This window comes from Pseudomonas sp. HP_12 (assembly GCF_055283955.1).
Window position 1 is genome coordinate 513284 of record NZ_JBTOQG010000001.1, and the last position, 20527, is coordinate 533810.

General features: G+C 63.1%; 17 protein-coding genes. 8 read left to right on the top strand and 9 right to left on the bottom strand.

Translation table 11 applies throughout. From position 1 onward, the window contains the following. The first annotated feature begins 167 nt into the window (after window positions 1-167). Window positions 168-1193 (top strand): LacI family DNA-binding transcriptional regulator, encoded by a 1026-nt coding sequence (locus ACYASU_RS02255; protein ID WP_463581797.1) that lies wholly within the window; start codon window positions 168-170, stop codon window positions 1191-1193. 58 nt (window positions 1194-1251) lie between these two features. Next, complete coding sequence (gene iolG, locus ACYASU_RS02260) at window positions 1252-2250, top strand: inositol 2-dehydrogenase (RefSeq protein WP_463581798.1); 999 nt, start codon at window positions 1252-1254, stop codon at window positions 2248-2250. 252 nt (window positions 2251-2502) lie between these two features. On the opposite strand, the gene ACYASU_RS02265 is transcribed toward iolG, so the two are convergent. The 9 genes from ACYASU_RS02265 to ACYASU_RS02305 all read right to left on the bottom strand — a co-directional run bounded on the left by ACYASU_RS02265 (window position 2503) and on the right by ACYASU_RS02305 (window position 13046). Then, window positions 2503-5604 (bottom strand): error-prone DNA polymerase, encoded by a 3102-nt coding sequence (locus ACYASU_RS02265; RefSeq protein WP_463581799.1) that lies wholly within the window; start codon window positions 5602-5604, stop codon window positions 2503-2505. Further along, the gene (locus tag ACYASU_RS02270; RefSeq protein WP_463581800.1) at window positions 5601-7028 is read right to left on the bottom strand and encodes a Y-family DNA polymerase; all 1428 of its coding nucleotides are present in this window, start codon (window positions 7026-7028) and stop codon (window positions 5601-5603) included. Before ACYASU_RS02270 ends, ACYASU_RS02265 begins: the two co-directional genes overlap by 4 nt. 7 nt (window positions 7029-7035) lie before the next feature. Beyond that, window positions 7036-7653 (bottom strand): translesion DNA synthesis-associated protein ImuA, encoded by a 618-nt coding sequence (gene imuA / locus ACYASU_RS02275; protein WP_463581834.1) that lies wholly within the window; start codon window positions 7651-7653, stop codon window positions 7036-7038. Then, window positions 7653-8270 carry a transcriptional repressor LexA gene (gene lexA / locus ACYASU_RS02280; protein WP_463581801.1) on the bottom strand — a complete coding sequence of 206 codons (618 nt, stop codon included), beginning with the start codon at window positions 8268-8270 and terminating at the stop codon, window positions 7653-7655. Before lexA ends, imuA begins: the two co-directional genes overlap by 1 nt. A 108-nt stretch (window positions 8271-8378) precedes the next feature. Then, window positions 8379-9182 (bottom strand): isocitrate lyase/PEP mutase family protein, encoded by an 804-nt coding sequence (locus ACYASU_RS02285; RefSeq protein WP_463581802.1) that lies wholly within the window; start codon window positions 9180-9182, stop codon window positions 8379-8381. Between the two features lie 91 nt (window positions 9183-9273). Then, window positions 9274-9813, bottom strand: coding sequence for a methylated-DNA--[protein]-cysteine S-methyltransferase (locus ACYASU_RS02290; RefSeq protein ID WP_192173659.1), 540 nt, complete (start codon window positions 9811-9813; stop codon window positions 9274-9276). A gap of 140 nt (window positions 9814-9953) precedes the next feature. Then, complete coding sequence (locus tag ACYASU_RS02295) at window positions 9954-10874, bottom strand: DNA-3-methyladenine glycosylase family protein (protein WP_463581803.1); 921 nt, start codon at window positions 10872-10874, stop codon at window positions 9954-9956. 165 nt (window positions 10875-11039) lie between these two features. Then, window positions 11040-11720 (bottom strand): hypothetical protein, encoded by a 681-nt coding sequence (locus ACYASU_RS02300; RefSeq protein WP_463581804.1) that lies wholly within the window; start codon window positions 11718-11720, stop codon window positions 11040-11042. Between the two features lie 180 nt (window positions 11721-11900). Next, window positions 11901-13046: an MFS transporter gene (locus tag ACYASU_RS02305; protein ID WP_463581805.1), complete on the bottom strand. Its 1146-nt coding sequence runs from the start codon at window positions 13044-13046 to the stop codon at window positions 11901-11903. 320 nt (window positions 13047-13366) lie between these two features. Here ACYASU_RS02305 and ACYASU_RS02310 point away from each other — a divergent pair, with 320 nt between their 5' ends. The 6 genes from ACYASU_RS02310 (at window position 13367) to ACYASU_RS02335 (ending at window position 20512) form a co-directional block, all read left to right on the top strand. Continuing rightward, a complete protein-coding gene (locus ACYASU_RS02310) occupies window positions 13367-14353 on the top strand; it encodes an aliphatic sulfonate ABC transporter substrate-binding protein (RefSeq protein ID WP_463581806.1) in 987 nt (328 codons plus the stop codon). Further along, a complete protein-coding gene (locus tag ACYASU_RS02315; RefSeq protein WP_463581807.1) occupies window positions 14350-15228 on the top strand; it encodes an ABC transporter permease in 879 nt (292 codons plus the stop codon). The genes ACYASU_RS02310 and ACYASU_RS02315 overlap by 4 nt, the downstream gene beginning before the upstream one ends. Before the next feature lie 1027 nt (window positions 15229-16255). Further along, window positions 16256-17239 (top strand): LacI family DNA-binding transcriptional regulator, encoded by a 984-nt coding sequence (locus ACYASU_RS02320; RefSeq protein WP_463581835.1) that lies wholly within the window; start codon window positions 16256-16258, stop codon window positions 17237-17239. Between the two features lie 105 nt (window positions 17240-17344). Further along, a complete protein-coding gene (locus ACYASU_RS02325) occupies window positions 17345-18166 on the top strand; it encodes a sugar phosphate isomerase/epimerase family protein (RefSeq protein WP_463581808.1) in 822 nt (273 codons plus the stop codon). After that, window positions 18159-19124: a sugar kinase gene (locus tag ACYASU_RS02330; RefSeq protein WP_463581809.1), complete on the top strand. Its 966-nt coding sequence runs from the start codon at window positions 18159-18161 to the stop codon at window positions 19122-19124. Before ACYASU_RS02325 ends, ACYASU_RS02330 begins: the two co-directional genes overlap by 8 nt. A 71-nt stretch (window positions 19125-19195) precedes the next feature. Next, entirely contained in the window at window positions 19196-20512 is a 1317-nt protein-coding gene (locus tag ACYASU_RS02335; protein WP_192173651.1) for an MFS transporter, read from the top strand. Window positions 20513-20527 lie beyond the last annotated feature (15 nt).

Here is a 20527-nt window from a genome sequence, read left to right on the forward strand (position 1 = left end):
ACAGCACAGCCCGTGCCAAGGGCTTTCAGAGATTAAAGAACGCAGCTGATTTGGAATTTAATTTCCATCTGTACAAGCAATAGAACTGCGATTAGCATTGCGACAGCCTCACCGAGGCCCCGAATCGACCTCAACAAGACCTCATCGAGAGGCTTCAGGGGATTCACATGCTCGACCGCGCCAGACGTTTTTCCATCAAGCAGATCGCAACCCAGGCCGGCGTGAGCAAGGCGACGGTCGATCGCGTCCTGCATCAGCGCGGCAGCGTGCATTACCAGACCCACCGCCGCATTCATCAAGCCCTCGAGGAACTCGAAGCCCAGGAAAAATCCGGGCCTGCGGTGGGCCGCACCTTCCATATCGACGTCATCCTGCACACGCCCAAGCGCTTCAGCGACGCGGTGCAGGAGGCGATTCTCGCCCAGCTCGGCAGTCTGGCGCCGTTTCGGATCTTTCCGCGCTTTCACCTGTATCAGTCCATCGGCACGCAGCAGATGCACGACCTGATTCTGCGTTGCGTCGAGAAAGGCAGTCAGGGCCTGATCATCAAGGCGGCGGATGAATTGCCGATCAACGAAGCGGTGAATCAGGCCACGGCGGCGGGTGTGCCGGTGGTGACCTTTGTTTCCGATCTGCCCCAGAGTGAGCGCATCGGTTACATCGGCATGGACAATCGCACTGCCGGGCAAACCGCGGCTTACCTGATGTCGCGCTGGCTGGACGATGCCGCCCAGGACGTGGCCGTGGTGATCAGCAGTGAGCTGTTTCGTGGCGAGGAAGAGCGAGAAATGGGTTTCCGCACTTGGCTGCGCAGCCGTGCGGCGCATCTGCGCGTCGTCGACGTCACCGGAGGGTTCGGGGTGCATGAGCCGACTTTCGAGAAAGTGACCCGAGCGCTGCAGGACAATCCGTCGATCAAGGCCATTTACAGCGTCGGCGGCGGCAACCGCGCGATCGTCGATGCCTTCGCCGCCCTGGATCGCCCCCTTGAGGTGTTCATCGGCCACGACCTCGATCAGGAAAACCGCCAACTGCTGGCGGAAGAAAAGATTGCCGCGATCATCGATCACAACCTGCAGGTCGACGCCCGCAACGCGTTTCTGCACATCCTGCAGTTTCATCGCTTGTGGAAGGCGCTGCCGATTCCCGTTTCCCACGTGCAGGTGGTCACGCCGTTCAACCTGACGCACTGATGTGCAGCCGCACCCGTTACGCCGATCACCCCATAACAACAATCCCGGAGATCCCCCCATGCTACGCATTGCTGTTCTCGGCGCAGGCCGTATCGCCAACATTCACGCAGCCAACGTGGCCGCCAATCCCAACGTGCAACTCACGGTGATCGCTGACCCCTGGCGCGAAGGGGTTGACACCCTCGCCGGAAAGCTGGGTTGCGCAGCGGCCTATGATTGTGCCGAAGCCATCGCCCGGGATGATGTGGACGCAATTGTCATCGGCACGCCCACCGACACCCACATCGACCTGATGCTGCGGGCGGTCAAGCTAGGCAAACCCGTACTGTGCGAGAAACCCATTGATCTGGATTTCGCCAAAGCCGCCCGCGCGGTGGAAGAGATCGAGCGCCTGAACGGCAAAGTGATGCTCGGTTTCAACCGCCGCTTCGACCCCGACACCCTGCAGATGCGCAAGTCCATTGCCCGCGGGGACATCGGCGAGGTGCGCCAGGTGGTCATCACCAGCCGGGATCCGGGTCTGGCGCCGGTAGAATACCTGACCCACTCCGGCGGCATCTTCCGCGACATGACCATCCATGATTTCGACACCGCGCGCACGCTGCTAGGCGAAGAACCCACCGAAGTCATCGCCATCGCCAGCCGACTGGTGGAGCCCGCACTGGCGCAAATCGACGACTACGACAGCGTGATGGTGCTGCTGCGCACCGCGTCCGGCAAACAGTGCCACATCAATTGCTGCCGCGAAGCCGTGTACGGCTATGACCAGCGCCTGGAAGTGTTCGGCTCCAAGGGGATGATCCTCAACGACAACCATCGCCCGAGCACCGTGCGCAGCTACAGCGCCACGCACACCGAAGTGCGTGAGCCGCTGGAGAATTTCTTTCTCGAGCGTTATGCCGCTTCGTATCGCATCGAGCTCAACCAGTTCATCGACGCGGTGCGGGGCAACGAAACCCTGCCCACCAATGCCCGCGACGGCTTGAGAGCCTTGCATCTGGCCAACTGCGCCATCGAATCCATCAAGACCGGGCGGGCGGTGAAGGTGGAGATCTGAGTCGCGGAGAAACGCGTCGCCCGAACTCAGGATCGGGCAGGTGAACATTTTGTGGGGAATTGCCCGTCGTCAAGACGCCACGGTATCGCGCAGCAGATGCGGTCCATGTGGGAGTGAGCTTGCTCACGAAGACAGCATTCCAGTCGCCAAAGATTCTGCGGATGGACGGCCCTTTTCGCGAGCAAGCTCGCTCCCACATTGTTGATCACCGGTAACTCGGCAATCACGTCATGTTCGACGTTTCCCTGCGCATCACTTGAAATCCCGGCTGCGCACATCAAGCCCGGTGAGCATCGGCGTGAGGTCGAACAATCGCTGGGCGATGACGTGACGCACGCCCTTCTGGAATTCGAACTTGCCGAACACCTGCATCAACTGCGACCCCACCAGTACCTTGCGTTGACGCTCGGCCAGATCACGCCAGACCACGACGTTGATCATTCCGTGTTCGTCTTCCATCGTCACAAAGGTCACGCCACTGGCGGTGCCGGGCCGTTGTCGACCGACGACAAGCCCGGCGACGCTGAAACTGCGGCCATGCTCTTCATCGAGCAAATCCTTGGAACTGCGAAAACGCTTCGCCGCCAGTTTATGGCGCAGCAAAGCCAACGGGTGTGGCCCGAGTGTGGTGCCGAGGGTGTCGTAATCGGCAGCAAGGTTTTGGGCGACACTCGGCAGCGGCAGCGCGACCTGGGCCTCTTCGCCAAAACAGTCGTCGCCGAACAACGGCCGTTGCATCTCGACGCCGGCGATCTCCCAGCGCGCCCGATGCCGATGCCCCACCAGCCCGCGCAGGGCGCCGGAATCCGCCAGCGCAGCACGGGCCCGGTTGTCCAGTTCGGCGCGAATGCACAGGTCGGCCACGTCCTTGAAATCTCGGACACCACGGGCCTGTTCGATGCGCGTGGCGTCCTCCTGGCGGAACCCCTTGATCATGCGCAGGCCCATGCGAATGGCCAGATTCTGGTTGTATTCGCGGCCGGCAACCGGCTCGAGCGAACAGTCCCAGTCGCTGTAACGCACGTCCACCGGGTGCACGTCGATCTGGTGGCGGCGGGCGTCCTGCAGCAATTGATCCGGGCTGTAAAAGCCCATGGGCCAGCTGTTGATCAGCGCGCAGGTAAAGGCTGCCGGTTCGTGGCATTTGAGCCAGCAACTGGCGTAGGTCAGGAGGGCGAAACTGGCGGCGTGGGATTCCGGAAAGCCGTAGCTGCCGAAGCCCTTGATCTGCTCGAAAATGCGCTGGATGAACTCGTCCGGGTAACCCTTTTCCTTCATGCGCTCGCTCAAGCGGATCCGATGGGGCTCAAGACCGCCGTGGCGCTTCCAGGCGGCCATGGAACGTCTCAGTTGATCCGCCTCGCCGGGGGAATAATCAGCAGCGACGATCGCCAGTTGCATGACCTGTTCCTGAAAAAGGGGCACGCCCAATGTGCGTTCGAACACCACTTTCAGTTCATCGGACGGGTAGGTCACCTCCTCTTCTCCGTTCTTGCGGCGCAGATACGGGTGGACCATACCGCCCTGAATCGGCCCGGGGCGGACGATGGCGACCTCGATCACCAGGTCATAGAAGGTGTTGGGTTTCAAGCGCGGCAGCATGGACATCTGCGCCCGCGACTCGATCTGGAACACGCCGATGGTGTCGGCGCGGGTGATCATGTCGTAGGTCGGTTTGTCCTCGGCGGGGATCGTCGCAAGGGTCAGGTCGTAACCGCGATAACCTCTGACCAGATCGAATGTCCGGCGCAGGGCGCTGAGCATGCCCAGGGCGAGGATATCGACTTTGAGCAGGCCCACCAGATCGAGGTCGTCCTTGTCCCACTGAATGATGGTGCGGTCCGCCATGGCGGCGTTTTCCACGGGCACCAGGGTTTCCAACGGATGCTCGGAAATCACAAAGCCGCCGGGGTGCTGGGACAGATGCCGGGGGAAGCCGATGAGTTCGCCGGTCAGCGTCAGTACCCGCCGCAGGATCGGGCTGTCGGGTTCGAAACCGCATTCGCGCAGGCGTTCGGCGGGCGGCATGCTGTCGCTCCAGCGGCTGAAGCAGTCGGCCAGGGCGTTGATCTGGTCGGGCGGCAATCCGAGGACCCTCGCCACATCCCGGACGGCCCCCGCACCGTGGTAGGTACTGGCAACGGCGGTGAGCGCCGCCCTGCCCCGGCCGTACCGACGGAACACGTATTGCAGCACTTCCTCGCGCCGTTCGTGCTCGAAATCGACGTCGATGTCCGGGGGCTCGTCGCGCTCTTCGGAGATGAAACGCTCGAACAGCAGATTGCTTTTTGACGGGTCCAGCTCGGTGATGCCCAGGGCGAAACACACCGTGGAGTTGGCCGCCGAGCCCCGTCCCTGACAGAGGATGTGCTGGTCGCGGGCGAAGCTGACGATGTCGTGCACCGTGAGGAAGTAACTCTCGTAACGCTTGGCCGCGATGACCTTCAGCTCTTTTTCGATGTTGCTGCGGGCGACGTCTGGCACGCCCTGAGGCCAGCGACGGCTGGCGCCCTGCTCGGTCAGATGCCGCAACCAACTGCTGGGGGACTGGTCAGGCGGCACCAGCTCATGGGGGTATTCGTAGCGCAACTCACTCAGGTCGAAGGTGCAGCGCCGGGCGATGTTCACGGTTTCAATCAGCAGGCTCGACGGATACAGCTCGCCCAGCACCGTCAGCGGTCGCAAATGCCGCTCGCCGTTGGCAAACAGCCGATGCCCTGCCTCCGCCACGGTGGTGTGATGGCGAACGGCGCTCATGGTGTCCTGCAAGGCCCGACGACCGCGGGCGTGCATGTGCACGTCGCCACTGGCAACGGCAGGAATCGCCATGGCCCGTGCCATGCCGAGCAAGGTATTGAGGCGCTTTCGATCATCCGGACCGCAATGCAACTCGACACTCAGCCACAGATTCTGCTGAAAAATCCCACGCAACCAGTCGCCTTGTTCCCGCCGGGTCGGGACGTCCTGTTCAAGATCCGGCAGCCACAGCGCCAAAAGCCCCGAGAGCGGCGGCTGGAAGTCCTCGCGCAGCAAGCGGTATTCGCCTTTCTTGCTACGGCGCCGACCCTGGGTGATCAAGCGACACAAGGCCTGGTAACCGGCGAGGTTCTCCACCAGCAAGACGATTTTCGGGCCGTTCTCGACGGTGATTTCGCTGCCGATGATCAGCGGCAGCTCACATTCCTTCGCCGCCTGCCATGCCCGCACAATGCCCGCCAGGGTGCATTCATCGGTGATCGCCAGCGCCTGATACCCATGGAGCTTTGCCCGCTCGAACAGCTCTTTCGCACTTGACGCCCCGCGCTGAAAGCTGAAGTTCGACAGGCAATGCAGCTCGGCGTATCCCCCGCTCATGCGAACCAGCCGTGCAGCAACAGGCTGCTGTCGCCGACGCTGCGGTACGCCCAGCCGCGCTGGCCATTGCGGGTTTCGACGAGGTAATAGTCGCGGCGCACGTCGCCGCCGTCCCACCAGCCCGACTCGATGCGCTCCGGCCCGGCCAGCACGCGCACGCCCGGCTCGGTCAGTAACTCGGGCTCGGGCAACAGCCAGCCGGGGCGCGGCACTTTATGGGTCAGCGCCAGTGGCTTGTTCGGGCAAGCGGGCAGCGAGGCGTGTTCCGGACGATGGTCGGCATTGAAGCCCAGGCCGGCGACCGCTTCATCCCCAAGCCGTGCGCGCAAACGCTCGCGCAGTTGCTCCCAGGGCATGGTCTGCTGCGGACGGTCGTCGAACAGCTCGCGGTGAGTGGGCACGAACGCCGGCAGATCCTTGGCCTGCAATCGCAACGCGCGCACCGGCGACGGCACTTCGACTTGCTCCAGACGGCCCCGCGCCAGCTCGAACAGCATGTTGGCTTCGCGCTCGGCACTGAGCAGGCCGACGGGAATCTGTGTGTCCGGGGCCACGCTGCCGACGCTTGGCACGTGTTCCAGATGAATCACGAAACGCTGAACGCCGCTGTCGCGCCCGGCCAGAAATACCGCCAGATCGGCAATCATGCGCTTGAGCGGGAACAGCAGCGCCTGATGGGACTCGACGTCGAAGTTGAGCTCGATACGGGTATCGAAACGGTCCGGCGGCACATAACACTCCAGCCCCATGGGCCGGCGCCCGAACAGCGTGTCGAGGTGTTGCAGCACCGCCGCCGGGAAACGCCGGGCCAGGGTGTCACGGGGCAACGCCTGAACCTGTCGTACGCGATTCAGGCCCATGCGCGCCAGGGCCGTGGCGACTTCGGTTGGCAGGCCGATGCGGTTGACCGGCATCTGTGCCAGCACCTCATGCAGTGCCTCGCCATCCGTCACGGCCAGACCGTCATGGGCGTTGGCGAGCATGCGGGCCGCCAGAGGATTGGGCGCCGCGACGATGCGATGGGTGAAGCCCAGCTCGGTGAGTTCCTGACGCAGACGCGCTTCGAACACCGGCCACGGCCCGAACAGGCCGAAGCTGGATTCGACCTCCATCAACAGTACGCGCGGGTACTTGAGGCTGACGTGTGAACTGAAACGGTAGGCCCAGGCGGCCAGCAAACGGTGCCAGCGCTCGGTTTCGTCGGGGTCGTATTCAACCGTGGCGAACTCACGGGTCATGGCATGGGCTGCGGTCAACGACTGGCCGGCACGCAGGCCCATTGCCCGGGCCGCCGGGTTGACCGTCTGCAGCACCCGGCGCTGCGCCGTGCCGCTGATCAGCGCCAGCGGTTCTTCAGGGTTTTCGCAACGACGCATGACGCCGTCCAGCGCCAGCTGCGGCAGGAGGACACAAGCCCAGAGCATGGCAACCTCAAGCGTCAGCAGTGAACGGAACGGGGGAAGCAGGCGCCAGCCCGCCGCGACACTTGAGCACCCGCAACTGACTGGGGCGCGCGTCGATGGCAATGCGCAGCGCGGCCGGTGACGGATTGGCGGCCGCCTCATGCCCGCGACAGGCAAAGGCCAGGGTTTCACCGGTTTCGGCGGCCACCTGCAACCGACGCAGGGCGCGGTCGTCGACCTTGGTGGGCCAGCACAACACCGCGCCGCAACTGCCCGAGCGCAGGCATTGCTCCACCGCCCATAAGGCATCGCGCTCGTTGGCGTGGATGATCGACAACTGCCTCAGGTCGATGCCCGCCATCTGCCAGGCCTGGGCATACGGGAGGTAGGGAGGCGCAACCAGCACGATGCGTTCGCCGCTGTCAGCAAGCCGCGCCAGGGTCGGCCACATCAGCCGCAGTTCACCACTGCCGTTGGCCGTCACCAGCACTTCGGTCATCGCCGCAGGGGGCCAGCCTCCCATGGGCAATGCCGCGTCGAGGGCCGCATGGCCGGTGGGCTGGGCGGCAACCGAAGCTGTCTGCTGACGCCCCTTCCAGACGCGCCGCTCGTCCAGCAGCGCGTCGAGGCTGACCACCGCGCCCATCATTCCCGGCGCACCAGGCCACAGAACACGCCTTCGATGGCGAAGTCCTGGTCGGGCCGAACAATGATGGGTTGATACGCAGGGTTGCGCGGCAGCAAGCGCAGCTGATCATCGCCGCGCTCCAGGCGCTTGATGGTCACTTCGCCGTCCAGCCGGGCCACGATGATCTGCCCGTCGCGGGCGTCGGCGCTTTGCAGGATGCCCACCAGATCGCCGTCAAAGATGCCGTCGTCGATCATCGAATCTCCGCTCACCCGCAACAGGTAATCCGGGACGCGCATGAAGGTGCGGCTGTCCAGCGTGAAGGTGTCGTGGTTATCGAGGTCGGGGCCGATGGGCGCACCGGCGGCTACCCGCCCGAGGACGGGAATGTCGAGCATCTGCGGCCGCGGACGGGTGTCCACCAGCCGAATGCCGCGGGCCTGATTGGCGATGACTTCGATCAGGCCGGCGTCGGTCAGGGCCACGATGTGCTTGCGCGCGACACTGCGGGAAGCAAATCCGAAGGCTTCGGAAATTTCGGCCAGGCTGGGAGGCTGGCCATTCTGGGCGATGCGATCTCGAATGAACGTGAGGATGGCAGCGCGTTTTGGGGATAGGGTCGTCATGGAGCACATTTGTACTCTTCTCGACTAAACCTGACTAGCGCCTCTTGTCGATCCGGCTGCAATTTTTGTAACAGAGCGGCGAATCGCGGGAATCGCCACCCTGCTCAAAAGTCCTGCCTAGCGCTCAAACAGCGCTTGAATCTGCGGATACGCGAGGCTGGTCTCGATGACCGTTTCCGAGCGCCCTTCCTCCAGAAAGCCCCGTGCCAGTTGCTCGGCCTGTCCCCACAAGGTCTGAGCGATGCTGGATCCGGCGCTCAACCGGCGAACGCCCAATGCGGCCAACGCATCGGCGGCGGGCAGTCCCTGTCGCGCCAGCAGATTGAGGGGCAGACTGATGCCTGCAACGACGGCTTTGATCTGCTCGACATCCACCAGGGCCGCGACGAACAGGCCGTCCGCACCCGCCTCCCTGTAAAGCTGGCCGCGCTTCAGGGTTTCCTCCAAGCGCAACTCATCAGCGACCAGACTCGCCAGGTAAACGTCCGTGCGGGCATTGATAAAGACGTCCAGCCCGTTGCGGGCCGCCATGCTTTTGATCGCCTCGATCTTGCGGGCCAGCAGATCCGGCGCGTCGGAACCGTCCTCGATATTGATGCCGACCGCCCCGACGTCCAGCACCCGCTTGACGTTCTCCGCAACGGTTTGCGGGTCGTCCGAATAGCCGTTTTCCATGTCCACCGACAGCGGCACCTTGACCAACCGCGCGATGCTGGCCGCGGCGCTGACTGCAATGTCGACCGGAAACACACGGCCATCGGCATAGCCCTGGGCCCAGGCGATCCCGGCGCTGGTGGTGGCAATGGCCGTGGCACCGAGGCTTTCGAAAAGCCGCGCGCTGCCCGCATCCCAGGCATTGGGCAGGCGCAAAACGGTGGATTGGTGGTGCAGGGAGCGAAACGTCTGAGCGGAACCGGGCATGATCATCTCCATTGATTTAAGGGTCGGCCGTTGCGTACGTTTTCAAGCGGCGTGTTGCGTGAAGCTTTGCGTAAACCGTGAAGCGATTGATTCAGAACAGTGACGCCTGGGTCGAAGCCACCGCCATGACGCGCCTTCCCCGCTGTACCGGCTGATACCCCTCCAGGGTCAGCAGCAGGTGCTTGGCGTCGAGGCCGCCCGCAAAACCGGTCAGTGCACCGGAGCTGCCGATCACCCGATGACAGGGGGCGATGATCGAGATGGGGTTTTTGCCGTTGGCGGCTCCGACCGCGCGCACGGCGGCGGGGTTGCCGATCTGCAGGGCAATGTCTAGATAACTGCGGGTTTCGCCGAAGGGAATATTCAGCAAGGCCTGCCAGACTTTCTGCTGAAAATCCGTCCCATGGAATTCGAGTTCAAGCTCGAAGCGCTGACGGCGACCTGCAAAGTATTCGGCGAGCTGGCGTTCGGTCCGGTCAAGAATATCGCTGCCGTCATCTTCGCTCATGGCTCCGAGCAGCACGCGGTTCGGGCGGTCGTTTTCCCACAGCACGGCGGCCAGACGCGGGCCCTTGGCGATCAGTTTCAGCTGCCCAACCGGGGAATCGATGAAACGGTAGGTGAAGGTCATCGTCTGGCTCCTGCTCTGGTTTTTACTCTCGATACGGGCGCGCCGGGATTATCTGGAATCGTCCGGGCATCGTCCGTACGCCGACATACTACTCGCGCGCCCTTCCCGAACCACCCGGTTCTTGCGCTCGAACTCGCCGGTCAGCCGCCCTTCTGCTTGCCCGCCGCATCCGCTGCGGAATTCCAGATGTGCATCGCCGCATACGCGCGCCAGGGTTTCCAGGCGTCGGCCCGCGCCTTGTGCTGTGGCAGGCGCAGCAGGCTCGGCTCCTGCAGGGTCATGAGATTCATCAGCACCAGATCGGCGGCGGGCCAGGCGTCCGGGTCACGCCAGGCGCGCATGGCGATGTATTCCACGGTCCAGGGGCCGATGCCGGGCATGGCCAGCAACTGTCGCCGCACATCGCCGAGGTCGCCATGGCGCACGTCAAGGGACAGCTCGCCACTGGCCACCGCTGCGGCGAGACGCTGCAGGGTGTCGACGCGCTTGCCGGGCATGCCGATCTTGTCCAGGTTGGCCTGCGCCAGGGCATCCGGCGTCGGGAATCGCCACCCCAGCTGTTCATGCAGACCCTCGCTGACCTGAGCCCCGGCGCGCTGCACCAGGCGACCGACAATCGTGGTTGCACCCTTGACGCTGACCTGCTGCCCGACGACCGTGCGCACCGCCAGCTCGAACCCGGAAAACGACCCCGGCACGCGCAGCCCCGGGCGACGCTGCACCAGCGATGCCAGCCACGGGTCTTGCGACAGGGCGTGGTCGATGATCTGAGGTTCGGCGTACAGATCGAACATGTGCGACACCGGCACGATCAGCTCATCAATGTGCTGACTCACCTCGCCGTGGGCGGTCGCCAGCAGATGTTGCCCGTCCGACGCCAGTGCGACCGACAAAGCACCCTGGCTGCCCTTGAAATCGATGTTGCGCAGGTACACCCCATCGACCACCGCCTCCACGCCCGCCGTCATCCGCGCCGCGAAGAAATCGAGCATGCGCTGCCAGTCGAACGGTGGGTGAAAGGGTATCAGGCGCGAGACGTGGGGCTGGAGAGGTTGAAGCATGGGGGAACTGCCGGCAGTCAGGGTCGGCTGACGCTAGCGTAATCACTGGAGGCGCACAAACTTTTCGGTCGGGAACGCATAGTGAGGGTGAGCACACTGGCCTCTTCCCGGCTGAAGCCGGTCCTACAGGGCATCGTGTTCTACGACGGATCCCGTGCATCTCTGTCAGCTCGGGCAGCCCACAGCACCGCCGTCAAGGTTCTGCTTGTAGTTTTCATACTGCAGCGTGGCTTTGCCGTCGTTCCATTTGAGGGTCAGCACCAGCACGGAATCGAAGTCCTCGGCGACCCAGTCGTTGACCAGTTTGACCTTCTCGCCAGACGCTTCCTCGGCGACCTTGTTGATCAGCTCCGGCAGGTAGCCGTGGGACCAGGCGGTGTAGATAGTGGAGTCGTGGTATTTGTCGCGCATCAGCTCATCGGCCAGATCACCGGTGTCGTTGGCGGCGAAATCGATATTGACCGGCAGGCCCAGCTTGATGGCACTTGGGCCAACGGTCATCAGTGGGCGAAGGTAGCTGTAGGAATGATCGTGCTCGCCCTCTTCCACATGACGGCTCGGGTTGGCCGCGAAGATGAAGTCGGCTTTGCCGAAGGTATTCGGCAGCACCGTGGACAGGTCGATGGCCCGATTGAGGCCCTGGCAGTTCAGCTGACCCAGGCCGGTTTCGGGCTTCTCGGCGTGGCGCAGAAACACCAGAGTCTGGGTGCCGTTCTTGGCCTCGGCATGAACCCCCTTACCGGCGGCGAACCAGAAAATGGCGGAAGCGATGAGGAGGGTCGGAAACAGAAAATAGGTCATGCGCTGCATCGCGCGGGACCACAGAGGAGGTGTTGAAAGGCTCATATCGGCATGGAGTTCTGATGGCTCGTGATGGGCGTGACGCCCGATGCAACGTCCTTGTCAGCGTGCGGCTCGGTGCAGTATGGCGAGCAAATATTTCCGTATAACGAATGCCCATCAGATCAGAAAACGCTCAAGAGGTTGCACGCAAGCACCTGATTTTCCGAATTAATCGCCGAACGGTCAGAGGGTGTTGTTTTGAGGCACCGGTTTGTATCGACTGCAAACCACCGCGCTGAGCAGCACGGCGACGCCCGCTGTGGTGTAAATCCATGCAGGGGACGCCCACGGCAGCAACACCCCGGCGAGCAGCGGCCCGACGCCTGCACCGACGTCGCGCCACACCGCATTGCCCGCCAGCGCCTGAACCCTGCCCGGCCCCGGATTGCGTTCGGCGACCAGGGTCGTCACCAATGGCAATTGCAACGCCCGCAGGATCAGAATCGCGCCGGCCCCGACGATCAGCCAGTGAAAGCCGAACGCCGTCAACGCCAGTGCGGTCGCGGCGGAAAGCACCACCAGCATGCGCACAGCGCCGAAGCTGTCAGCCGCGCGCCCGCCCAACGGGCTGAGAAGCATCTCCGAGGCGTAGCGCAGGGCCAGCAACACACCGGCGATAAAGACCGCATTGCCGCCGAGCACTGTCTGCGCCTGAAGCGACAACCCGAAGATGAACAGCCCGTCCAGCGCCACGCCTTCGACGAACGACCACAGCGCCACACTGTCCGGCCGCTTGAAACGCCGCCCGGTTGCATTGGACAGAGAATGCGGCGCAGCGGGCAGCCCCCGCGCAAACCACACCGCTCCAAGGGAACACAGCGCGAGGATGAAAAAGATAAGCCGCGGACCGTAATGCAGGCTGATCAGCGCGCCGATGGGCAGCGCCAGCATAGGGCCGATGGCGATGATCGCGCGGGATCGTCCGGCCCGACGTGCCGCTCCGCCCGGCTCCGAGGTCGCCAATGCCTGGGTCGACAGGTTCAGCGCTGCGTAACTCAGGCCCCAGCCCAGTCGCAGGATCAGCAACCACCAGAAACCGCTGATGAAGCTGTTGCCAAACGCACAGACCGCCGACACCAGCGCCGCCAGCGTAAAGGCCGCGCGGTCGCCCCGCGCGGCGTAGAAACGTACGACATAGCTGTAGCCGAAAATCCGGACCAGCCGGTTGGCCGCCAGCAGGATCCCCGCCTGGGCGAGGCTGATGCCGAAGGCCCCGGCGTTCATCGGCAGCAACAGATACAGAAGCACGTCGCTGCGCAGGCACAAACTGAGAATGATCGCAGAACGGCGCGATGCGGAATCGGCGGAACGGGCAGTGACGGCGGACATGCTCGGAGAGGCCCTGTTGCAACGGTGGAGCGCCAGCATGCGGTTCTGCGCGTCGGCTGACAACCCGCACCGCTGCGCAGCGTGCTCAGTCTTCGGACAGCAGAAATCGCCGCTGTTTGCCCAGCAACAGTCGATCAGCAGACTGTTGCATCGGTAGCACTTTCCCACTTGCCCGTCCCCGCAAACACAGGAAATGGGCGGCGCCTCGCCAATGGCACAAAGCCTGCAATATTCCAATCAAGCAGATCGATTCGCTCCGACTGCTGATTTCGTCATAAGCAGCCGTGCGCAGCTTCCGCCCCTTGACTGGACACTCACCCATGACCGCACTTCCCCGTCTGCCGACTTCCTTCAAACTACTCGCCGGCGCCCTCGCACTGACGTTACAGCCACTGGCCCAGGCTGCCGAAGCGCCACCGGCCGAGGTGCACCTGGATTACGCCTACTACTCGCCGGTCAGTCTGGTGCTCAAGCATTTCGGCTGGCTGGAAAAAGCGCTGCCCCAAAGCAAAGTCAGCTGGGTGTTCAGCCAGGGCAGCAACCGCTCGCTGGAATACCTCAACAGCGGCGGCGTCGACTTCGCCTCCTCCGCCAGTCTCTCGGCGGTGCTGGCGCGGGCCAACGGCAGCCCGATCAAATCGGTTTATGTCTACAGCCGCGCCGAGTGGACCGCGCTGGTGGTGCGCAAGGACTCGACCCTGCAGAGCGTTGCCGATCTCAAGGGCAAGAAAATCGCCGCTACCAAAGGCACCGACCCTTACCTGTTTACCCTGCGCGCCTTGCAGCAGGCGAAGCTGACCAAGGACGACGTCGAACTCTTGCATCTGCAACACCCGGACGGCCGTATTGCGCTGGAAAAAGGCGACGTCGACGCCTGGGCCGGGCTCGATCCGCACATGGCCGCGAGCGAAATACAGGCCGGCTCGCGCTTGCTGTATCGCAACAAGGACTTCAACAGCTTCGGCGTGGTCAGCGTGACCGAGCGCTATGCGAAGGAACACCCTGAAGCGATCAAAACCGTCCTTGGCGCGTACGAAAAAGCCCGGGAATGGTCGCTGAAAAATCCGGACGAGCTGGCCCAATTGCTCGCCACCGAGTCAGGCCTGCCGCTGGATGTCGCCAAATTGCAGTTGACCCGCACTGACCTCGGCAGCCCGCTGCTGACCGACAAAGACGTGACCGCGTCGAAGGCCGCCGCGCCGATTCTGGTTTCCGAAGCGCTGGTGCGCAAAGGGACGAACGTTGACCAGGTCATCGACCAGTTGATCGACCCGAGCTTCGGCAACGCGGTCGTCGCCAAGCCATGAGCAACGCGCGGGGCAGCGAAGTCAGTGGCGGCGGTATCGGAAGCAGCGTCAGCCCCAGGGCTCAGGTGTTGAAGGACGAGGCGTTGGACGCGCAACCGGTTGTGCGGCGTGCACATGGGAATGGGCGAACCCGCCTGAAGGGGCTTGCCGTGCCGGTGGCCATTTTGCTGCTGCTGGAAATTGCCGTCCGCATCGGCTGGGTACAGTCCTACCAGATGCCGGCGCCCAGCGAGATCGCCACGACGCTGACGGATCTGGCCGACGGCGCGCTGTGGAAACACATCGGCGCCAGTTTGACGCGGGTGCTGTCGGGGTTCGTGATCGGCGCTGGCCTGGCACTGGTGTTCGCGGCGTGGGTCGGGCTCAGTCGCGAGGCGGAAGCATATCTGGAGCCGACGTTCGCGGGGCTGCGGTCAATTCCGAGCCTGGCCTGGGTGCCGCTGTTGCTGTTGTGGCTGGGGATTGGCGAGACTTCCAAGATCGTGCTGATCGCCATCGGCGCGTTTTTTCCGGTGTACCTGAACGGCGTGGCGGCGATTCGCAACATCGATCGCAAGCTGGTGGAGGTCGGGCAGATATTTCGCTTCAGTCAGCGGCAGATGATTGTGCATGTATTTTTACCCGCCGCCCTGCCCGGTCTGTTTACCGGGTTACGCTCGGGGTTGAGTCTGGCGTGGATGTTTCTGGTGGCGGCGGAGTTGATCGCCGCGACGAAGGGGCTGGGTTATTTGCTCAGTGACGGGCGCGAGACGTCGAGGCCCGATATTGTGCTGGCGGCGATCATTGTGCTGGCGGTGTTGGGCAAGTTGACCGATGGGGTGTTGGCGATGCTGGAAAGGCGGTTTTTGGCCTGGCGGGATACTTTCAAGGGCTAAGATCAAGATCAAGATCAAGATCTAGGGCGTCTGCCTGGGGGCAGACTGTTTCGCCTTCGGCGAGTTACTTGGAAAAGCACCCCAAGTAACCAAAGGTGCTTGCTCTCGGTTGGGCCCTTCGTTCCTCAGGGTTCCTTCACTCCGGTCCCGCTCCGTGGGCCCGCTGCCATCCGCCATCCATGGCGGGGGGCAGCTCTCGCCGCATCCATGCGGCTCGGCCCACTCCACGAGACCTCCGTTCAGCCTGCACCAAAGTCGCGTTTCGCGGTGACCGGACTTTTTGTGTACGAAAATCAAAAGCAGATCAAAAGCAGATCAAGGGTAGATCAGTCGCCATGGACTTGTGGGAGTGAGCTTGCTCACGAAGGGGTCGGTACATTCAACGGATATCTGGTGTTTGAGATAAAGCATTCGCGAGCAAGCTCGCTCCCACAGGGAGGGCGTGCTATCAGCAAAAATGTCGTCGCCTGAGCTGGCCTCTTCCCGGCTAAAGCCGGTCCTACAGGGCGTACGCGGTGCTTTTGTAGGACCGGCTTCAGCCGGTAATCCGTTGCTCTGCTTTTGATCTGCTTTTGATCTGCTTTTGATCTGCTTTTGATCTTCATGCACAAAAAGCCCAGTCACCGCCAAACGCGACTTGGGTGCAGGCTGAACGCAGGTCTCGCGCAGTGGGCCGAGCCGCATGGATGCGGCGAGAGCGCCGTCAGGACAGGGATGTCCGTTCGGCGCGGGCCCACGGAGCGAGACCGGAGTGAAGGAACCCCGACGCAGGAGGGGCCCAACCAGGAGCAAGCACCCTTGGTTACTTGGGGATGGTGCGACTTTCGACTTTTCCAAGTAACTCGCCGAAGGCGAAACGATCTGCCGTTAGGCAGATGCCCTTGACCACGTATTGACGCCCACAAAGATCTAGTGTCTCCTGAAACCGGTTTCAGAGCCCAACCGCTCTCCCCATAAGCCTGCTGATAAATCCAATAAGGTCCAGGCCGTGAACAGCATCTCCACCCCGAGGCGCACCCGCGTCACCATGAACGACGTCGCCGACCTCGCCGGCGTCTCCAAGGCCAGTGTCTCGCGCTTCATCGGCGATGACCGGCAACTGCTGTCCGATGCCATCGCCAAACGCATCGAACACGCCATCGACACCCTCGGCTATCGCCCCAACCAAATGGCCCGCGGCCTCAAACGCGGCCGCACCCGCCTGATCGGCATGCTCGTCGCCGACATCCGCAACCCCTACTCCATCGCCGTCATGCACGGCGTCGAAACGGCCTGCCGCAAACACGGCTACAGCCTCGTCGTCTGCAACACCGACCGCGACGACGAACAGGAACGCCTGCACCTCGCCGCCCTGCGCTCCTACAACATCGAAGGCCTGATCGTGAACACCCTCGGCCATCACCTCGACGAACTGCGCGAACTGCACCGCGAACTGCCGATGGTGCTGGTGGACCGCAAGGTCGATGAACTGCACAGCGACCTCGTCGGCCTCGACAACGTCACGGCAGTCCGGCAGGCGCTGGACCATCTGCATGACGCCGGTTATCGCGATGTACTCATGGTCACCGAACCCCAGGACGGCACCAGTTCGCGGATCGAGCGGATGGACGCCTTCAAGAAACAGATCGCCGAGCGAACCGACATGCATGGGCAGGTCTGCGAAACCGGCGAATCATTACGCGATCGGTTGCGCCACTTCCTCGCGCAAGAAGGCCCCGGCCCCAAAGCGCTGTTCACCGCCAACGGCGTCGCAACCCTGATCACCACCCGCCAATTGCATGAGCTGGGCTGTCACTTGTTCAACGACATCGGCTTGATCGCCCTCGACGAGCTGGACTGGTACCCGCTGGTCGGCAGCGGCATCACGTCGCTGGCCCAACCTACCCATGAGATGGGCATCACCGCCTTCGAATGCCTGCTCAATCGCCTGCGTGGCGATCAGGAGCCGGTGCGGCTGTACGACTTCCCCGCGCAGTTGATCGCGCGGGGCTCGACCCGACGACAGACCTGACATCCCCACACAGATACCGCAGGTCAGACCCTGCACGCCGACGCGAACTTTTACCCGGTTCGCTCGTTCGAACAAAAATGTAACCGGTTTCAGAGGACAATAATAATGACCCTACCATCCGTTGCCATCAGCCTCGGCGCCTTCGGTGCCGATCATGTACGTGCCCAAGGCCAGGCCAGTTTCATCCCGCTACTGGTTGATGCCGGCGTCAAGCGTATCGAGCTGCGCGAAGAGCTGTTCAGCCCCGGCGTGCATGACCAGGACTTCCCTGCCCTTGCCCGCGCCATTCAGGCTCAAGGCCTGGAGTGTCTGTACTCGGCGCCCCTTGAGTTGTGGCTCGAAGGCGACACGCAACCGAACCCCGAATTGAAACCGACCCTGGAGCGCGCCACCGCGTGCGGTGCGTTCTGGCTCAAAGTGTCGCTGGGGCATTTTGGCGAGCACTGCGACGTCGCCGCGCTGGCTGATCGCCTGGCGCCCTACGACGTTCACTTGCTGGTGGAAAACGACCAGACCGAACAGGGCGGCCGCATCGAGCCCTTCGTGCACTTCTTCGCGCAGATCACCGCGCTGCAAATGCCCATCGGCATGACCTTCGACATCGGTAACTGGCGCTGGCAGGAGCAGTCGGCCCGCGACGCTGCCCAGCAGTTGGGCCGATACGTCGAATATCTGCACTGCAAGGCAATCTCCCGCAGCGCGTCAGGCAAGCTCATCGCCGTGCCGCCTGCTTCAATCGACCTGCAACAGTGGGAATTGCTCATTCAGCACATGCCGGTGAACCTGCCCCGCGCCATCGAGTACCCGCTGCTAGGCGACGACTTGCTTCAGGTGACCCGAGATCAGGTTGCCCTGCTCGCCCGCCTCGGCCAGTCGCAATCAGCGCAGTTCCACCCCAAGGAAAGGGAGGCGCTGAGCCATGTCTGAGATCGATATTCTCTCCTTCGGCGAAACCATGACCATGCTGGTGGCCGAGCAAACCGGAGATCTGGCGCAGGTTCGCCATTTCGAGAAACGCATCGCCGGTGCCGACAGCAATGTGGCGATCGGCCTCTCGCGGCTGGGCTTCAAAGTGGCGTGGCTGAGCCGGGTCGGCAACGATTCCATGGGCCGCTTCGTCACCGACAGCCTGCAACAGGAAGGCGTCGACTGCGCTCACGTCACCGTGGACGCCGCGCACCCCACCGGTTTTCAGTTCAAATCCCTGGAGCTGGAAGGCGCAGATCCGGTGGTCGAGTATTTCCGTCGCGGCTCGGCGGCCAGTCACCTGTCGGTCAACGACATCGTTCCCGAGCTGCTGAAAGCGCGGCATCTGCACGCCACCGGCATTCCGGCGGCGCTGTCCGACACCTGCCGGGAGCTTTCCCACGTGCTGATGACGCAAATGCGCGAGGCCGGTCGCAGCGTTTCGTTCGACCCCAATCTGCGGCCTTCGCTGTGGTCGAGCCAGGCGACGATGATCCGCGAAGTCAATCACCTTGCCAGTCACGCCCACTGGGTCATGCCGGGGCTGGCCGAGGGTGAATTGCTCACCGGTTTCGACACCCCGGCGGACATCGCCCGTTTCTACCTGGACATGGGCGTCGAGGCGGTGATCATCAAACTCGGCGCCAAGGGCGCGTATTACCGCACCCAGCTGAATGAGGCGTTCTTGCCCGGCGTGCCGGTGGCCAACGTGGTCGACACCGTGGGCGCAGGCGATGGCTTCGCCGTCGGGGTGATCAGTGCGCTGCTGGAAAACCTCGGGTTCGAGCAAGCCACTGCCCGGGGCAACTGGGTCGGCAGCCAGGCCGTGCAAAGCCGTGGCGACATGGAAGGCCTGCCCACCCGCGCCGCACTCGATGCCGCCAACGTCTCGGCAGGCGCCCGACGACAGAGCGCCTGAACCCTTGGTTTCACACACACCGAACCTCCATCACCTGCTGCGACAAAAACAACATGCTCAGGGAGCCTGAAATGGAAAAGCTGCTCGAATCCGTGAAACACGCCGGCCTCAAACGTCGCTGGCTGTTGATCATGCCCATTGTCTTCATCACCTACAGCCTGGCGTACCTGGACCGCGCCAACTATGGCTTCGCCGCCGCGTCGGGGATGGCCGAAGACCTGCACATCACCCCGGGCATGTCGTCCTTGCTGGGGGCGTTGTTCTTCCTCGGTTACTTTTTCTTCCAAGTGCCCGGCGCCATTTACGCGCAGAAGAAGAGCGTCAAGAAACTCATCTTCGTCAGCCTGATCCTGTGGGGGGGCCTGGCAACACTGACCGGCATCGTCTCTAACGCCTACATGCTGATCGGCATCCGCTTTATGCTCGGGGTGGTCGAAGCGGCGGTGATGCCGGCCATGCTGGTGTACCTCTGCTACTGGTTCACCAAGGCCGAACGTTCCCGCGCCAATACCGTGCTGATCCTCGGCAACCCGGTGACGATGCTGTGGATGTCGGTGGTGTCCGGTTATCTGGTCGCACACTTCAGCTGGCGCTGGATGTTCATCGTCGAAGGCCTGCCGGCGGTGATCTGGGCGTTTATCTGGTGGCGTCTGGTGGACGAGCGTCCGGCCCAGGCCAAGTGGCTGACCGCTGAAGAAAAGACCGAACTGCAAGCGCGCCTCGACGCCGAACAGGTCGGCATCAAACCGGTGAAAAACTACGCCGAGGCGTTCCGCTCCCCGCGCGTCCTGCTGCTGGCCGCGCAGTACTTCTGCTGGAGCATCGGCGTGTACGGCTTCGTGCTGTGGCTGCCGACCATCATCAAGAAAGGCATGCAGATGGACATGGTCGAAGCCGGCTGGCTCTCGGCCCTGCCGTATCTGGCGGCGGTGATCGGCATGGTGCTGGTGTCGTGGGCGTCGGATAAAACCCAGAAGCGCAAAGCCTTCGTCTGGCCGCCGCTGCTGCTGGCTGCCGTCGCGTTTTACGGCTCCTACGCGCTGGGAACCGAGCACTTCTGGTGGTCCTACTCGCTGCTGGTCATTGCCGGCGCCTGCATGTACGCGCCTTATGGTCCGTTTTTCGCGATCGTCCCGGAAATCCTCCCGGCCAACGTCGCGGGCGGCGCCATGGCACTGATCAACAGCCTTGGTGCGCTGGGATCGTTCGCCGGTTCCTACCTCGTCGGCTACCTCAACGGCGTCACCGGCACCTTGAGCGCGTCGTACCTGTTCATGAGCGGCGCGCTGCTGGTCTCGGTGGTGCTGACGCTGCTGCTCAAGCCGGACAGCAAGGCCCGGCCGCTGAGCGACAAGCCTGGCGTTGGTCCTGCGCCTGCCCACTCCTGATCGGGAACTCTTTAG